At 74.7% G+C, this 15,766-nt stretch carries 15 protein-coding genes; 2 read left to right on the top strand and 13 right to left on the bottom strand.

From position 1 onward, the window contains the following. Positions 1–41: 41 nt before the first annotated feature. From E7Z53_RS05065 to E7Z53_RS05005, 13 genes are all read right to left on the bottom strand, one after another. Positions 42–461, bottom strand: coding sequence for a DUF3151 domain-containing protein (locus tag E7Z53_RS05065; RefSeq protein ID WP_017833053.1), 420 nt, complete (start codon positions 459–461; stop codon positions 42–44). Positions 462–581: 120 nt separating this feature from the next. Further along, entirely contained in the window at positions 582–1,604 is a 1,023-nt protein-coding gene (fbaA, locus tag E7Z53_RS05060) for a class II fructose-bisphosphate aldolase (RefSeq protein ID WP_109221779.1), read from the bottom strand. A 98-nt stretch (positions 1,605–1,702) separates the two neighbouring features. Beyond that, on the bottom strand, positions 1,703–2,356 hold the full coding sequence (locus E7Z53_RS05055; protein WP_109221780.1) for a TrmH family RNA methyltransferase: 654 nt from the start codon (positions 2,354–2,356) through the stop codon (positions 1,703–1,705). After that, the gene (gene pyrE / locus E7Z53_RS05050; protein WP_017833050.1) at positions 2,349–2,930 is read right to left on the bottom strand and encodes an orotate phosphoribosyltransferase; all 582 of its coding nucleotides are present in this window, start codon (positions 2,928–2,930) and stop codon (positions 2,349–2,351) included. Before pyrE ends, E7Z53_RS05055 begins: the two co-directional genes overlap by 8 nt. A gap of 25 nt (positions 2,931–2,955) precedes the next feature. After that, positions 2,956–3,714, bottom strand: coding sequence for an SDR family NAD(P)-dependent oxidoreductase (locus tag E7Z53_RS05045; protein ID WP_035925563.1), 759 nt, complete (start codon positions 3,712–3,714; stop codon positions 2,956–2,958). Between the two features lie 65 nt (positions 3,715–3,779). Then, positions 3,780–4,988: an acyl-CoA dehydrogenase family protein gene (locus E7Z53_RS05040; RefSeq protein WP_109221781.1), complete on the bottom strand. Its 1,209-nt coding sequence runs from the start codon at positions 4,986–4,988 to the stop codon at positions 3,780–3,782. Positions 4,989–5,112: 124 nt separating this feature from the next. After that, the gene (locus E7Z53_RS05035; RefSeq protein ID WP_249033731.1) at positions 5,113–5,751 is read right to left on the bottom strand and encodes a sulfate/molybdate ABC transporter ATP-binding protein; all 639 of its coding nucleotides are present in this window, start codon (positions 5,749–5,751) and stop codon (positions 5,113–5,115) included. Positions 5,752–5,780: 29 nt separating this feature from the next. Continuing rightward, positions 5,781–6,587 (bottom strand): ABC transporter permease, encoded by an 807-nt coding sequence (locus E7Z53_RS05030; protein ID WP_017833046.1) that lies wholly within the window; start codon positions 6,585–6,587, stop codon positions 5,781–5,783. Next, on the bottom strand, positions 6,584–7,342 hold the full coding sequence (gene modA, locus E7Z53_RS05025) for a molybdate ABC transporter substrate-binding protein (RefSeq protein WP_176337328.1): 759 nt from the start codon (positions 7,340–7,342) through the stop codon (positions 6,584–6,586). The genes E7Z53_RS05030 and modA overlap by 4 nt, the downstream gene beginning before the upstream one ends. A 7-nt stretch (positions 7,343–7,349) precedes the next feature. Next, on the bottom strand, positions 7,350–7,748 hold the full coding sequence (locus E7Z53_RS05020; RefSeq protein WP_017833044.1) for a TOBE domain-containing protein: 399 nt from the start codon (positions 7,746–7,748) through the stop codon (positions 7,350–7,352). A 61-nt stretch (positions 7,749–7,809) separates the two neighbouring features. After that, complete coding sequence (recQ, locus tag E7Z53_RS05015; protein ID WP_176337327.1) at positions 7,810–9,615, bottom strand: DNA helicase RecQ; 1,806 nt, start codon at positions 9,613–9,615, stop codon at positions 7,810–7,812. After that, the gene (locus tag E7Z53_RS05010; RefSeq protein WP_109221785.1) at positions 9,612–11,966 is read right to left on the bottom strand and encodes a glycoside hydrolase family 65 protein; all 2,355 of its coding nucleotides are present in this window, start codon (positions 11,964–11,966) and stop codon (positions 9,612–9,614) included. The genes recQ and E7Z53_RS05010 overlap by 4 nt, the downstream gene beginning before the upstream one ends. A gap of 50 nt (positions 11,967–12,016) precedes the next feature. Next, on the bottom strand, positions 12,017–12,880 hold the full coding sequence (locus tag E7Z53_RS05005) for an enoyl-CoA hydratase (protein WP_229587642.1): 864 nt from the start codon (positions 12,878–12,880) through the stop codon (positions 12,017–12,019). A 153-nt stretch (positions 12,881–13,033) separates the two neighbouring features. Between E7Z53_RS05005 and nadE the strand changes: the two genes are divergently transcribed. Continuing rightward, positions 13,034–13,858, top strand: coding sequence for an ammonia-dependent NAD(+) synthetase (nadE, locus tag E7Z53_RS05000; protein WP_035925543.1), 825 nt, complete (start codon positions 13,034–13,036; stop codon positions 13,856–13,858). A 114-nt stretch (positions 13,859–13,972) separates the two neighbouring features. Further along, positions 13,973–15,715, top strand: coding sequence for an HNH endonuclease signature motif containing protein (locus E7Z53_RS04995; protein WP_176337326.1), 1,743 nt, complete (start codon positions 13,973–13,975; stop codon positions 15,713–15,715). The last annotated feature ends 51 nt before the right edge of the window (positions 15,716–15,766 follow it).

The following is a 15,766-nucleotide window of genomic DNA, read 5'->3' as shown; positions in this document are numbered from 1 at the left end:
AGCCGTCCTCCGACGTCCCCCGGGCCCTGGCGACCGCCGGGTCAGCGCTGCAGCTGCTCCGCGGCGGTGGGGTCCGAGTCGTTGAGGAACTTCTGGATCCGCTCGGCCTCGTCGAACTCGCCGATGGCCGCGGCGGCCCGGCCCAGGGCCGCGAGCGCCCGCAGGAAGCCGCGGTTGGGCTCGTGGGAGAACGGGACGGGCCCGTGGCCCTTCCACCCGTGGCCGCGCAGGGCGTCGAGGCCGCGGTGGTAGCCCACGCGGGCGAAGGCGTAGCCCTCGAGGACGCGGCCCTCGGCGAGGGCGTCCTCGGCGCACATGGCCCACGCGAGGGAGGCCTTCGGGAAGCGCGCGGCGAGGTCCTCCGCCTCGTCGCCCGCCTCGATGCGCTCGACCAGGCCCGGGTCCTCGGTGAGGTAGGTGGGCTCGGGGCCGCCGAGCAGGTTCTTGCCGGTGAGGCTCATGAGGGACGGGGTCCTTTCGATGCGCGGGACTGCGGGGCGTGCAGGACGGGCGCGGGAACGACGGCGGCGCCCCGCTCGGGCAGGACGCCGCCGTCGTGCTCCGCGGCCGCGGAGGGGCGGCTACTTGACGGAGGTCCCGGCGGAGCCGAGGTTCTGGCAGGCCTCGACCACGCGGGCGGCCATGGACTCCTCGGCCAGGGCCCCCCACACGCGCGGGTCGTACTTCTTCTTGTTGCCGACCTCGCCGTCGATCTTCAGGACGCCGTCGTAGTTGGCGAACATGAACCCGGCGATGGGGCGGGTGAAGGCGTACTGGGTGTCGGTGTCCACGTTCATCTTGACCACGCCGTAGGAGACGGCGTCGGCGATCTCCTGCGCGGAGGAGCCGGAGCCGCCGTGGAAGACGAGGTCGAACGGGCGGTCCTGGCCGAGCTTCTTGCCGACCTCCGCCTGGATCTGCTGCAGCAGCTCGGGGCGCAGCTTGACCCCGCCGGGCTTGTACACGCCGTGCACGTTGCCGAAGGTCAGGGCGGTGAGGTAGCGGCCGTTCTCGCCGGCGCCGAGGGCCTCGACCGTGGCGAGACCGTCCTCGACGGTGGAGTACAGCTTCTCGTTGATCTCGTTCTCGACGCCGTCCTCCTCGCCGCCGACCGCGCCGATCTCGACCTCGAGGATGATCTTGGCCTTGTTCGTGCGGGCCAGCAGGTCCTGGGCGATCCTGAGGTTCTCGTCGAGCTCGATGGCGGAGCCGTCCCACATGTGGGACTGGAAGATCGGGTCCTCGCCGCGGGCCACGGCCTTCTCCGACTCCTCCAGCAGCGGCAGCACGAAGCCCTCGAGCTTGTCCTGCGGGCAGTGGTCGGTGTGCAGGGCGATGTTGACGTCGTAGTTCTTGGCGACCTCGCGGGCGAAGGCGGCCATCGCGAGCGAGCCGTTGACCATGTCCTTGACGGAGGCCCCGGACCAGTAGGCGGCGCCGCCGGTGGAGGCCTGGATGATGCCGTCCGAGCCGGCCTCGGCGAAGCCGCGGATGGCGGCGTTGAGGGTCTGGGAGGAGGTGACGTTGATCGCCGGGTAGGCGAAACCCTTCTCCTTGGCCCGGTCGATCATCTCGGCGTAGACATCAGGGGTTGCGATGGGCATGCTGGCTCCTTCGGTTCGGGTGTGGCCTGGCTCCCACTCTAGCCAAAGCCGCGCCGCGGGACGACGGGGGACGGCGGGTGGACGCGGCGGGTCGCCCGTCAGGCGACCGGCTGGCCGAAGACGTGGCGCCGGACCCAGGCGTGCATCGCCACCGCGGCCGCCGCGGAGGCGTTGATGGAGCGGGTCGAGCCGAACTGGGCGATCGACAGGGTGGCCCCGGCAGCGGCGTGCATCTCGGGGCTCAGCCCCGGCCCCTCCTGGCCGAGCACCAGCACGCAGCGCTCGGGCAGGTCGTAGGTCTCGAGCCGCTGCGAGTCGGGGAAGTTGTCGATCCCGATCACGGGCAGGCCCTCGGCGTCCGCCCAGGCGGCGAACTCCTCGACGCTCGCGTGGTGGCGCAGGTGCTGGTACCGGTCGGTGACCATCGCTCCCCTGCGGTTCCAGCGCCGTCTGCCGACGATGTGCACCTCCCGGGCGAGAAACGCGTTGGCGGTGCGCACCACCGAGCCGATGTTCAGGTCGTGCTGCCAGTTCTCGACCGCCACGTGGAACCCGTGCCGGCGGGTGTCCAGATCGGCCACGATCGCGTCCATCGTCCAGTACCGGTAGGCGTCCACGACGTTGCGCCGGTCCCCGTGCTCGAGCAGCTCCGGATCCCACTGCTCCCCCTCGGGCCACGGGCCCGCCCAGGGGCCGACGCCCACCGCGGGGCCCGGTCCCGCGGCGCCGGTCCCGTCGACGGGGTCAGTCAAGCCCGAGCTCGTCCTTCGTGAAGGCGTAGAGGCACGGCACGCCCGCCGTCTCCTCGATGCGCTCCTTGGCGCCGGTCCGCCGGTCCACGATGATCGCCACGGCCACCACGTTGGCGCCGGCCCGCTGCAGGGCCTCCACCGCGGTGAGCGCGGACCCGCCGGTCGTGGAGGTGTCCTCCACGACGACGACGTCGCGGCCCTGCACCGGGGGGCCCTCGACCTGGCGGCCCATCCCGTAGCTCTTCTGGGCCTTGCGGACCACGAACGTGTCGACGGCCCGGCCCTGGTCCCCCGCCGTGCGCATGATCGCGTGGCCCACGGGGTCCGCCCCCATGGTCAGCCCGCCCACGGCGGCGCAGGAGATCCCGGCCTCGTCGAGCAGCGCCAGCATCACCTGGCCCACGTAGCGCGACGCCTCGTGGTGGAGGGTCACGCGGCGCAGGTCCACGTAGTAGTCGGCCTCGATGCCGCTGGCGAGCGTGACCCGGCCCCGCACCACGGCGAGGTCGATGATCAGCTGGCGGAGGCGGTCGCGGGCCGTCGCGAGGTCGACGGGCGAGAAGTCGGTGGTCATGGGCCCCAGTCTATGGGGCGGTCTCTCAGCGGGGCGCCATGCGCAGCGCCCCGTCCATCCGGACGGTGGTGCCGTTGAGGTAGTCGTTGTCGAGGAACGCCGCCACGAGCTGGGCGAACTCCCCGGGCCGGCCGAGCCGGCGCGGGAACGGCACACCCGCCGCGAGCGCGGCCCGGAACTCCTCGCCCACCGCCGCGAGCATGGGCGTCTCGATCACGCCGGGGGCGATGGTGTTCACCCGGATGCCGGCGCTCGCGAGGTCCCGGGCCGCGGTGAGCCCTAAGCTGTGCACCCCGCCCTTCGACGCCGCGTAGGCGGCCTGCCCCACCTGCCCCTCGAACGCGGCGACGGAGGCCGTGTTGACGACCAGCCCGCGCTGGCCGTCGTCGTCGACGGGGTCGGTGGCGGCGATCCGCTCCGCGGCCAGGGCGAGGACCGTGAAGGTGCCGAGGAGGTTCACGCGCAGCACGGTCTCGAACAGGTCGAGGTCGTGCACCCCCTTCTTCCCCAGCACCCGGGCCGAGGGGCCGATGCCGGCGCAGTTGACCACGGTGCGCAGGGGCCCGGCGCCGGCCGCGGCCGCCACGGCCCCGCGCACCTGCTCCCGGTCGGTGACGTCGGCGGGCACGCGGGTGACGCCGGGGACGTCGGGGGCGTTCTCGAGCGCGGCCGGGAGGTCCACGCCGAAGACCCGCACGCCGCGCCCGGCGAGCATCGCGGCGGTGGCCGCGCCGAGGCCCGAGGCGGCGCCGGTGACGAGGGCGGAGGTGTCGGTGACGTCCATGCGGGGTCCTTTCGGAGGGGTGCTCGGTGCGGTAGGGGGGCCGGACGGTGGTGCGGGGACCCGGCTCAGACGAACGCGGAGACGCCGGTGACGGCGCGGCCCACGATGAGGGCGTTGATCTCGTAGGTGCCCTCGTAGGTGTAGAGGATCTCGACGTCGTTGAAGAGCTTGGCCATCTCGTGGTCGGTGACCACGCCGTTGCCGCCGAGCAGGTTCCGGCCCAGGGCCGCGGACTCGCGGGCCAGGGACGTGGTGGTGGCCTTGGCCAGCGCGGCGTGGGGCATGTCGAAGCCCCCGTCCTCCTGGAGCCGGGCGATCTGGGCCATGAGGCCCAGGGCGGCCGTGGCGTTGCCGAGGATCCGGGCGAGGGGCTCCTGGACGAGCTGGAACTTCGCCAGGGGCTTGCCGAACTGCCGCCGGGTCAAGGCGTAGTCGCGGGCGACGTCGAAGATCGCGAGCTGGACCCCGGCGCTCTGCCAGCCCACCCAGGCGCGGGAGTTGCGCAGCATCACGTTGGCCGCGGCGAAGTCCTGTGCCCCGGGCAGGGCGTTGGTCGCCGGGATCCGGACCTCGTCCAGGACGATGTCGGCGTTCTGCATGATCCGCAGCCCGATCTTGTGCTCGATCTTCGTGGCGGACCAACCGGGCCGGTCGGTCTCCACGAGGAAGCCCTTGACCTTCCCGTCGGCGGTGTCCCGGGCCCAGACGATCGCGACGTCGGCGATCGTGCCGGCGCCGATCCAGCGCTTGGTCCCGGTGAGCACCCACTCGTCCCCGTCCCGGGTCGCGGTGGTGGCCAGGCCGCCGGCGATGTCGGAGCCGTGCTCGGGCTCGGTGAGGGCGAAGGCGCCGAGGGCCCGGAAGCGGCGCAGGTCGGGCAGCCAGCGGTTCTTCTGCTCCTCCGAGCCCAGCGCGGCGATCAGGTCGACGATGAGCTCGTTGTGGATCCCCACGAGGGCGCTCAGCGACACGTCGGCCCGGGCGACCTCGGCGTAGGCCAGGCCCCGGTAGAGCCGGCTCGCCCCGGAGAGCTGGAGCTCGCCGAGCCCGTGGGCGGCCAGCGCCGGGAGCAAGTGGGACGGGAACTCCTCGCGGTTCCAGTAGGGCGTGACCACGGGGCGGACCTGCTCCTGGAGGAAGGTGTGCAGGTCGGCCAGCCGGGCGCGTTCATCCGGGGGGAGCAGGGCGGCGAAGCAGAAGAGGTCGGCGTCCGGGAAGGGGATGCCGGGGTGCTGCTCCACGGACGGGGATTCGCCGCGCAGGACGGGAGTCATGGGTGGTCCTCTCGTCGGCCCGTCACGACGGGGTGGGTCGTGTGAGCCGGGTCATACGAAAACGGTGGTGGTCCCGATCGTACTGCGCGGACCGGGGAGGCGCCGGAGCGCTCCGGCGCGGTGCTCAGCCCGCCGCGACCCGGCCGTGCTCGAGCACCACGACGTGCTCGGCGAGGGCGGCGGCGTCCCCGGGGTCGTGGCTGATGACCAGGGCCGTGCGCTCCGCCAGGACCCGGACGAGGAGTTCGCGGACGAGGGGCCGGGCGGCCGCGTCCAGGGCGGAGAACGGCTCGTCCAGCAGCAGCAGCCGCGGCTCGGCCGCCAGGGCCCGGGCGATCGCCACGCGCTGCGCCTGGCCGCCGGAGAGCTGGGCCGGGCGGCGGTCGGCGAACTGCTCGGCGCCCACCTCGGCGAGCCAGTGCCGGGCGGCGGCCCGCGACCGGGCGCGGCCCGCCCCGCGGCTGCGCGGGCCGAAGGCCACGTTCTCGAGCACGCTCAGGTGCGGGAACAGCAGCGGCTCCTGCGCCATGAGCGCGATGCCGCGCTCGTGCGGGGGCACCCAGCGCCCGCGCCCGGTCTCGTCGAGGTCGAAGAGCACGGTCCCGTCGAGGGTGCACCGGCCGGTGTCCGGCACGAGCAGCCCGGCGAGGACGGCGAAGAGGGTGGACTTCCCCGCGCCGTTGTGGCCGGTCACCGCCACGGTGGCCCCCGGGGGGACGCTCAGCGAGAGGTCCACGTCCCGGGCGGCCAGCCGGGCGGTCACGGACAGCCCCTCCGTCGTCGCCGTCCCGGTCACCGCCGGCCCGCCGTCCGGCGCACGGGGGCGGAGAGCCCCACGACGAGGACCGCCACGACCACGAGCACGAGCGAGAGGGCGACGGCGGCGTCCGGGTCCGTCTCCCGCAGCAGGTAGATCTCCAGGGGCAGGGTCCGGGTGGTCCCCTGCAGGCTGCCGGCGAAGGTCAGGGTGGCGCCGAACTCGCCCAGGCAGCGGGCGAAGGAGAGCACCGCGCCGGAGGCCAGCCCCGGCAGCACCAGCGGGAGGGTGACCCGGCGCAGCACGGTGGTGGGCCGGGCGCCGAGCGTGGCCGCGACCTCCTCGTAGCCCGCCGCCGCGCTGCGCAGCGCGCCCTCGAGGCTGACCACGAGGAACGGCAGCGCCACGAACGTCTGGGCGAGCACCACGGCCACGGTGGTGAAGGCGATGCTGATCCCCGCCAGCTCGAGGTGGCGCCCCACGAGCCCGTGGCGCCCGAAGGTGTGGAGCAGGGCGATCCCGCCGACCACGGGCGGCAGCACGAGCGGCAGCAGCACCAGTGCCCGCAGCAGCCGCGCCCCGGGCAGCCGGGCGCGGGCCAGCACCAGGGCCAGCGGGGTGCCCAGCAGCACGCACAGCGCGGTGGAGACGGTCGCGGTGCGCAGGCTCAGCCACAGCGCGGTGCGGGAGGACTCGGAGGTGATCAGCCCGAGGAAGCCGCCCCCGTCCACCCGGGCGAGCATCCCGAGGACCGGCAGGACCACCACCAGGGCGCCCAGGGCCGCCGGGATCCACACCCAGCCGGGGACGGTGCTGAACCCGCGGGGAAGACGCCGGGTCACGGCGCCCCGAACCCCGCCCCGGCCAGGACCTCCCGGCCGCGGTCGCCGGCGACGAGCTCGGTGAACTGCCGGGCGAGCTCCGGCTCGTCGGAGTCCGCGAGCGCGGCGACGGGGGAACGGGTGACGGCCTGCGCCGCCTGCGGGACCTCGACGACCTCGACCGCGTCCCCGGCCGAGCGTGCGTCCGTGGCGTAGACCAGGCCGGCGTCCGCCTGGCCCGAGACGACCTTGCCGAGCACGTCCGTCACGGAGCCCTCCTCGCTCACCGGGCTCAGCCGCACGCCCGAGAACTCCTGGACCCGCTCGCCGGCGGCGCCGCACGGCACCTGCGGGGCGCACACCACGACCTGCACGCCCGGCTCCGCCAGGTCCCGGAAGGACGCGACGCCGGCGGGGTTGCCGGCGGGCACGACCACGGTCAGGACGTTGGTCGCGAAGACCTCGGGCTCGCCGTCGACGAGGCCGGCCGCCACGGCCCCGGCCATGCTCCGCTCGTCCGCGGTGGCGAGGACGTCGGCGGGCGCCCCCTCCGTGAGCTGCTGGACCAGGGTGGAGGACCCGGCGAAGCTCAGGGACACCTCGATCCCCGGGTGCTGCGCCTCGAACTGCTCGGCGAGCTCGGTGAAGGTGCCGGTGAGGGAGGCGGCGGCGTGGACGTCGAGAACGGTCGCGGGGTCCCCGCCGGCCCCGCACCCGGTGGCGCCGAGGCCGAGGGCGGCGAGGAGGACGGCCGCGGCGGGGGCCCTGGTGCGCACCGCCGCCTCACGCCCCGGGGGTCTCGACGACGACACTGGTCGACTTGACGACGGCCGTGGCCACGCGGCCGGGCTCCAGGCCCAGGTCCCGGACGGCCTCGGTGCTCATGAGCGAGACCACCCGGTGCGGGCCGCACTGCAGCTCCACCTGGGACATCACGGTGTCCGAGACGACCTCGGTGACCAGTCCCACGAACCGGTTGCGCGCCGAGCTGGCGACGTGCGCGGGGTCCTCGGGCCGGACGGCGCGCTCCTTGAGCAGGCGGGCCAGCTCCAGTCCGTCCACCACGGTCTGGCCGGTCGCGCTCCGGGTGCTGTGCAGCGCGCCCTGGTCGATCCAGCGCCGGACGGTGTCGTCGCTGACGCCGAGGAAGCGGGCGGCCTCGGCGATCCTGAGCTCGGTCATGGCGCCATGCTATCCGCATCTACGGTCATTCGTCCGGCACGGCATCCGCAGGTGCGGATCATCAGGCGTCGGCGACGACCTGGCAGACGGCCTCGCCGTAGCGCTCGAGCTTGGCGTCGCCGACACCGGAGATGCCGCGCAGCTCCCCCAGCGAGCTCGGCCGGGCCTGGGCGATCGCGGCGAGGGTCGCGTCGTTGAAGACGACGTACGCGGGCACGCCCTGCTCCTTGGCCACGGCGGAGCGCCAGGCCCGCAGCTGCTGGAAGAGCTCCTGCTGGGGCTGGTCGAGGACCGGCGGCGCGGCGGCGGTCCTCGGCGTGCGGACGGTCCTGGCCCGCTCCGGCTCGCGCCGCAGGCGCACCTCCCGCTGCCCGCGCAGCACCTCCCCGGCGGCCTCGGTGAGCGCCAGGACGCCGTACTCGCCCTGCACCTGGAGCAGGCCCTGGGCGAGCAGCTGGCGCACCACCCCGCGCCACTCCTGGTCGCTCAGCTCGGTGCCGATGCCGAACGTGGTGAGCTCGGTGTGGCGCATCCGCACCACCCGCTCGGTCTCCCGGCCGAGCAGGATGTCCACCAGGTGCCCGGCGCCGAACTGCTGGCCCCGCTCCCGCTGCAGCCGCACGATCGTGGACATGAGCTTCTGCGCCGGGACCGTGCCGTCGAAGGCCTCGGGCGGGTCCAGGCACGTGTCGCAGTTGCCGCACGGCTCGCTCGCCTCGCCGAAGTAGCGCAGCAGCTGCCGGCGGCGGCACTGCACCGTCTCGCACAGCGCGAGCATCGCGTCCAGGTGCAGCGTCTGGGCGCGCTTGCGCTGCCGGTCCCCCTCGCCGTCCTCGATCATCCGGCGCTGCTGGACGACGTCCTGCAGCCCGTAGGCCAGCCACGCCGTCGACGGCAGCCCGTCGCGCCCGGCGCGCCCGGTCTCCTGGTAGTAGCCCTCGACGCTCTTGGGCAGGTCGAGGTGGGCGACGAAGCGCACGTCGGGCTTGTCGATCCCCATGCCGAAGGCGATGGTCGCGACCATGACGACGCCGTCCTCGCGCAGGAAGCGGGTCTGGTGCTGCGAGCGCACCTCGGCGGGCAGGCCGGCGTGGTACGGCAGCGCGGTGACGCCCTGGCCGGCCAGCCACTCCGCGGTGCGCTCGACCGAGGCGCGGCTGAGGCAGTAGACGATGCCGGCCTCGCCGTCGTGCTCGGTCCGGATGAGCTGGAGCAGCTGCCGGCGGGCGTCCTTCTTGGGCCCGACCCGGTACTGGATGTTGGGCCGGTCGAAGCTGGAGACGAAGACCCGGGCGTCGTCCAGGCGGAGGTTGCGGACGATCTCCTCGCGCGTCTCCGCGGTCGCGGTGGCGGTGAGGGCGATGCGCGGGACCCCGGGCCAGCGGTCGTGGAGGATCGTCAGCCCGAGGTAGTCGGGGCGGAAGTCGTGGCCCCACTGGGCCACGCAGTGCGCCTCGTCGACGGCGAAGAGCGCGATGCGGGCGCGGTCGAGCAGATCGGCCGCGACCGGGAGGCGCTCGGGAGCGAGGTAGAGCAGGTCGAGCTCGCCGGCCAGGAGTCGACGCTCCACGTCGCGGCGCTCCTCGACGGTCTGGGTGGAGTTGAGGTACGCGGCGCGCACGCCGACCTGCTCGAGGGCGTCGACCTGGTCGTGCATGAGCGCGATGAGCGGGCTGATGACCACCCCGGTGCCCTCCCGGACGAGCGCCGGGATCTGGTAGCACAGGCTCTTGCCGCCGCCGGTGGGCATGAGCACGAGGGCGTCCTCGCCGCCGGTGACCGCGTCGATGATCTCGGCCTGCTGCCCGCGGAAGGCGTCGTAGCCCCAGACGCGGGTGAGCACCTCGAGGGGCGCGGGGCGCGTCACGGCGTGCGGGGGGCGCGCGGGGCGCGTCCCGGGGGCTGGTGCGGGGCGGGGGTGGGCGGGTGCGGCGTGTGCAGCGGCGCGGTCGCGGGGCGCGCGGCCGTGACGGCCAGGGCCTCGCCGTCGATCTGCAGCGCCACCTCGCCGGCGTCCCCGTCCAGGACCCGCACGGTCGTGCCCGAGCGGGTGATCTCCACGCCGAGCCGGCGGCCGTGCCACCGGAGGCGGAAGGCGATCCGGTGCAGGCGCTCCGGGAGCCGGGGGGCCAGGCGCAGCTCGCCCCCGTCCGTGTCCAGTCCCCCGAACCCGCAGACCACGGCCAGCCACGACCCGGCGGCGGAGGCCAGGTGCAGGCCCTGCTCGGCGTCCTGCTGGATGTCCCGCAGGTCCACGAGGGCGGACTCGCGCAGGTGCTCGAGGGCGAGGTCCAGGTGGCCCACGCGGGCGCAGACCACGGCCTGCACGCAGGCCGAGAGGGACGAGTCGCGGACGGTGCGCTGCTCGTAGTAGTCCAGGTCCCGGGCGGTCTGCTCCGGGGTGAACGCCTCGGCGCACCACCACAGGGCGAGGACCAGGTCCGCCTGCTTGACGATCTGGCGGCGGTAGATCTTGGCGTAGTGGAAGTGCTCCTCCACGGGGTAGCCGTCGCGCTTGGCCTCGAAGTCCCACTCGCGGTAGGTCGTGAACCCCTCGTTGGAGGGGTGCACGCCGCGCACGGCGTCGTAGGGGATGTGGATCGCGTCCGCCAGGGCCCGCCACCGCTGGAGCTCGTCCGCCGTCACGGAGAGCCGCCCCACGTGCTCGGGGTGCTCCTCGCACGCGTCGGCGGCCGCCCGGAGGTTGCGCCGGGCCATGAGGTTGGTGAAGACGTTGTCATCCACCACGCCGGTGTACTCGTCCGGCCCGGTCATGCCGAGGAGGTGGATGCCGCCCTCGTGGTCCTCGTGCACCATGGCCGCCCACACGCGCGCCGTCTCCACCAGGACGTCGACCCCGCCGACCTCGGTGAGGTCCTCGCCGGTGGCGTCGGCCCACCAGCGGAAGGCCCGCGCGATGTCGGCGTTGACGTGCATGGCCGCGGTGCTGGCCGGCCAGTACGCCGACGTCTCGTGCCCGTCGATGGTGCGCCACGGGAAGGAGGCGCCGCCCAGGTCCAGGACCTGCGCCCGCTCCCGGGCCCGGTCCAGGGTCGAGGAGCGCCACTGCAGGAGCCGTGCGGCGTCCCGGGGGCGCAGCAGCGCCAGGGCCGGCAGCACGAAGCCCTCGATGTCCCAGAAGGTGTGCCCGCTGTACCCGCCGCCGGTCAGCCCCTTCGCCCCGACCGGGGCGCGGCTGACGCAGGCCGCCGCCTGCAGGAGCTGGAACAGGTCGAAGCGGATCGCCAGCTGCAGCTCGGGGTCGCTGTCGATCTCCACCTCGGCGCTGTCCCAGTACTCGTCCAGCTCCGCCCGCTGGTCGGCGAGCAGCCCGTCCCAGCCGCGCCGCCGCGCCCCGGTCATCGCGGCGAGCACCTGCTCCCGCAGGTCGGCCGAGGGGTCCGCGTCCGAGGACGCGTGGCAGAGGTACTTGACGAACCCCACCCGCTGCCCGGGCCGGAGGTCGGTCACGAGGGTGGTGACCACCTGGTCGTCGTCGCACTGCGTGCTCACGGCGCCGCCGGCCGGCATGTCGACCTCGTGCTCGACCGCCGCGGCCACCCCGATCTCGCTCCCGTGGGTGCGGTGGACCAGGACGCCGCCGGTCTCGTGGCAGCGGCTGAGGCGGGCGCGGAACGGCTGCTCCAGGACCGCGGCCACGCGCGGGTCCTCGTTCTCCACCTTGGGCGGGGTGCCGTTGACGACCAGGTCGGAGCGCAGCACCGCCTGGACCGTGCGGTCCAGCGCCTCGACCTCGTAGCGGATCGCCGTGACGGAGCGCTGGGTCAGCGAGACCAGGCGGGTGGACGTCAGGCGCATCCGGGCGCCGCGCGGGGTGACCCACTCCGTCTCGCGGCGCAGCGTGCCCGCGCGCAGGTCGAGCACGCGGTCGTGCTGCTCCGGCGGGGACTCCCGGACGTCCAGCTGCACCCCGTCCACCTGCAGGCGCACGGTGCTCCCGTCGGCCACGCCGATGATGGCCTGCCCGTGCTCCGGGTGCCCGTAGCCGCCCTCGGGGTAGGACAGCGGGTGGTACTCGTAGACCCCGGCCAGGAAGGTCCCGCGGGAGGCGCTGGGCTGCGCCTCGTCCAGCGTGCCCCGGATCCCGACGTACCCGTTGGACAGGGCGAAGACGGACTCCAGGGCGCCGTGCGCGCCGGGGTCGAGGGCGGACTCGCGGACCTGCCAGGCGGAGGCATCGTTCGACGGTTGAGGCATGGCACCACGTTAGCTCCCGCGGCCGGGCGGCACCCGGCCGCGGCGGGGGTTCAGCGGTGCGTGAACCGCGGCTCGCGCTTCTCCGCGAACGCGGCCATGCCCTCCTTCTGGTCCTCGGTGGCGAACAGCGCGTGGAAGAGCCGCCGCTCGAGGTGCACGCCCTGCGCGAGGGTGGTCTCGAACGCGGTGTCCACGGCTTCCTTGGCCGCGAGGACCGAGGGCAGGGACTTCGCCGCGATGGTCCCGGCGACGTCCAGGGCCTCCGCCAGCAGGTCCGCCGCGGGCACCACGCGGGAGACGAGACCCGCCCGCTCCGCCTCCGCGGCGTCGAGGTGCCGGCCGGTGAGGACCATGTCCATGGCCTTGGCCTTGCCCACCGCACGGGCCAGGCGCTGGGAGCCGCCCATCCCGGGGATCACCCCGAGGTTGATCTCGGGCTGCCCGAAGCGGGCCGTGTCCGCGGCGATCAGCAGGTCGCACATCATCGCGAGCTCGCACCCCCCGCCCAGGGCGTAGCCCGAGACCGCGGCGACCACGGGGGTGCGCACCCGGGTGAAGGCGTCCCAGCCCGCGAACCAGTCCGCGAGGTACATCTCCGGGGCGCTGCGCCCCGCCATCTCCTTGATGTCGGCGCCGGCGGCGAAGGCCTTCTCCGAGCCGGTGAGGACGATCGCCCCGATCCCCGGGTCGGTGTCCAGGGCGGTGGACGCGGCGACGACCTCCCGCAGGGTCGCGGCGTCGAGGGCGTTGAGCGCCCGCGGCCGGTTCAGGGTGATGATCCCGACCCTCCCGCGGGTCTCGACCAGGATGTTCTCGTACGTGCTCCCCGAGACGTTCCGTGAGGTGTTCCCGGAGGTGTTCCCAGGGGTGTCCTCGGCGGTGTTCCGGCGGTCGGTCCCGTGCTGCTCGCTCATGCTGCGCTCCTGGTTCGCTCGGTCGGTCGGATCCGGTGCTCCCGGGGGCGGCTCCGGTGCGGGGGCATGGCCCGCATCCTACGCAAGGGCCCCGCCGTTCCGGGACCGTGTTCCCCTTGCCCGCCCGGGCGCGGCCCGCACTAGCATGGGCCCATGCGGACACTGCAGGCAGCAATCATCGAAGAGATGGGCGTGAAGCCCGAGATCGACCCCGAGCAGGAGATCGAGGCGCGCGTCGGCTTCCTCTGCGACTACCTGCGGGCCAGCGGCACGAAGGGCTTCGTGCTCGGCATCAGCGGGGGCCTCGACTCCACGCTGGCCGGCCGGCTCGCCCAGCTGGCGGTCGAGCGGGTGCGCGCCGAGGGCGGCGAGGCGGAGTTCGTGGGCGTGCGCCTGCCCCACCGGAAGCAGCACGACGAGGAGGACGCCCAGGCGGCCCTGCGCTTCGTCGCCGCCGACCGCACCATCACCTACGACATCGCCCCGGCGGTGGACGGCTTCGAGCACGGCTTCGAGGGCGCCACGGACCGGGAGATCTCCGACTTCAACAAGGGCAACATCAAGGCCCGGATGCGGATGATCGCGCAGTACGCGATCGCCGGGGAGCACAACTACCTGGTGATCGGCACCGACCACGGCGCCGAGTCCGTGACCGGGTTCTTCACCAAGTACGGCGACGGCGGGGCGGACGTGCTGCCGCTGTTCGGGCTCGACAAGCGGCAGAACCGGCTCCTCGCGAAGACCCTCGGCGCCGAGGAGCGGCTGTGGGCGAAGGCCCCCACCGCCGACCTGCTCGACGACGCCCCGGGCCAGACCGACGAGGCCGAGCTCGGGCTGTCCTACGACGACATCGACGACTACCTCGAGGGCCGCGAGGTCGCCGACGCCGTGGCCGAGCAGATCGAGCACCGCTGGCGCATCACCCGGCACAAGCGCACGACCCCCGCCACGATCCTCGACGACTGGTGGCGCTCCTGACGCCCGAAGCACCCGCACCACCACGGAGCCGCGCACCCCGATCGGGGTGCGCGGCTCCGTCGTCGTCGGGGCCCGTCGGCTTAGCGAGTCTGAGGTGCTGGGGAGAATGGTTCCATGACGGCGACGGCGCAGCGGCGGACCCGGACCCCGGTGGCCGGGGAGGAGTCTCCGGCGCGGCCGGTGCTCGCCGAGGTGCACGACACCGCGGTGCAGGGCGCTCCCGGGCCTGCCGCCGAGGTGCGGGCTGCCGCGGCGGGCCTGGTGGAGGCCGCGGCGGCGGAGGCGCGGGCGGTGGGCGCACAGGTGCGCTGCATCCACCGGTTGTGGCTGGCCGGGCAGGCGGCGCGCACGGCGGCCCGGTTCCAGGCGATGGCGCAGGCCGAGGCCGAGATCGCCGCCGGCGGGTTCCTCCGCCCGGACCCGCTGAGCCCGCTGGCCGAGGCGGAGCACCAGCTGCTCGTGGACGTCGCGGCCGAGGTCGGTCCGGCCCTGCGGCTGCCGGCGGGCACGGCCCGGCGGCGGGTGGAGGACGCCGTGCTGCTGGCCGAGATGCTCCCGGAGGTCCTCACCGCCCTGGAGGAGGGCCGGATCGGCTCGCCCCAGGCCGCGGTGCTGGTCGAGCAGTGGCGTGAGCTGATCACCCAGGCCCCGACCTGGGCCCCCGGCCGGTGCGACCCGCCGCCGGTGGCGGCCGTCGGCCGGCTGATCGCCGAGCTGCTGGACCGGGCCCCGCACGCCACCGCCGCGCAGCTGCGCGCGACCGCCCGCACCCGGCGGGCCGTGCTCGTGGCCGGCGCCGAGGAACGCGCCCGCCGCGCCGCGCGCAGGGCCCGGGCGGTGTGGGTGGAGCCGGCCGCCGACGGCACGGCCTGGCTGCACGCCCTGCTGGAGGCCCCGGTGGCCCTGGCCGTGCACGACCGGCTCGAGGACCTGGCCCGGCTGCTGGGCCAGGACGTCCCGGACCCCGCACGATCGGGGCGGCCGGGACCGCAGGATCAGGAAGAGTCCGTGCCGCGCTCGGTGTCGGAGCTGCGGGCCGACGTGCTGGCGGACCTGCTGCTGGACGGGGTCCTGCCGGAGGAGCCGGGCTTTCGGCGCGGGGTGCGGGCCCGGGTGAGCGTGCTGGTCCCGGTCTCGGTGCTGACGTGCGCCGGCACGGCCGGGGGCGAGTCGGCCGGGGACGGGGTTCCGGTGCTGTCGGGCTACGGGCCCATCAGCGCGGAGGTGGCCCGTCAGCTGGCCGCCGGGGCCGGGGCGTGGCACCGGGTGTTGACCCACCCCGTGACCGGAGTGGTCCTCGACCACGACCGGACCGTCTACGCCGTGCCCCGGGACCTGCGCCGGCTGGTCGAGCTGCGCGACGGGACCTGTCGCTTCCCCGGGTGCCGGCGCCGGTCCGAGGCCTGCGATCTCGACCACACGGTGGCCTGGGCCCGGGGCGGGCCCACGGCCGAGCACAACCTGGCCGCCCTGTGCCGCCACCACCACCGGGTCAAGCACCGCCACGGCCACCTCGGAGCCTGGTCGGTGCGGCGGATCACCCCCGGCCCGCACGACGGCACCGCCCCGGGCACGGACGGCAGCCCGCCCGGGGGAACGGCCGGGGGCGCGGCCGGGCACGCCGCGGTCCTGGAGTGGACCTCACCGGGCGGGCTCGTGCACCGCACCGCACCCGAGCACACGGCTGCCCGCCCCGAACCCGAGCACACCGCTGCCGGCACCGCACCCGACTGCCGGAGCGCCCCGGCCACCGGCCGGCCGCCCGGCAACCCTCCGCCCGTGGGTCCGGCCGCTGATCCTCCGCCCGGCGGCCTCCGGCTCGACGACCTCCCGCCCGATGACCCCCCGCCGTTCTGAGACCGGCGAGCCCGCGGCCTCCTGGGCCCGGCTCCCCGAGGCCGGTGTCGT

It is taken from the genome of Kocuria salina, assembly GCF_013368965.1.
Classification (GTDB): domain Bacteria; phylum Actinomycetota; class Actinomycetes; order Actinomycetales; family Micrococcaceae; genus Kocuria; species Kocuria rosea.
This window is presented reverse-complemented; position numbering and strand designations above follow the sequence as displayed.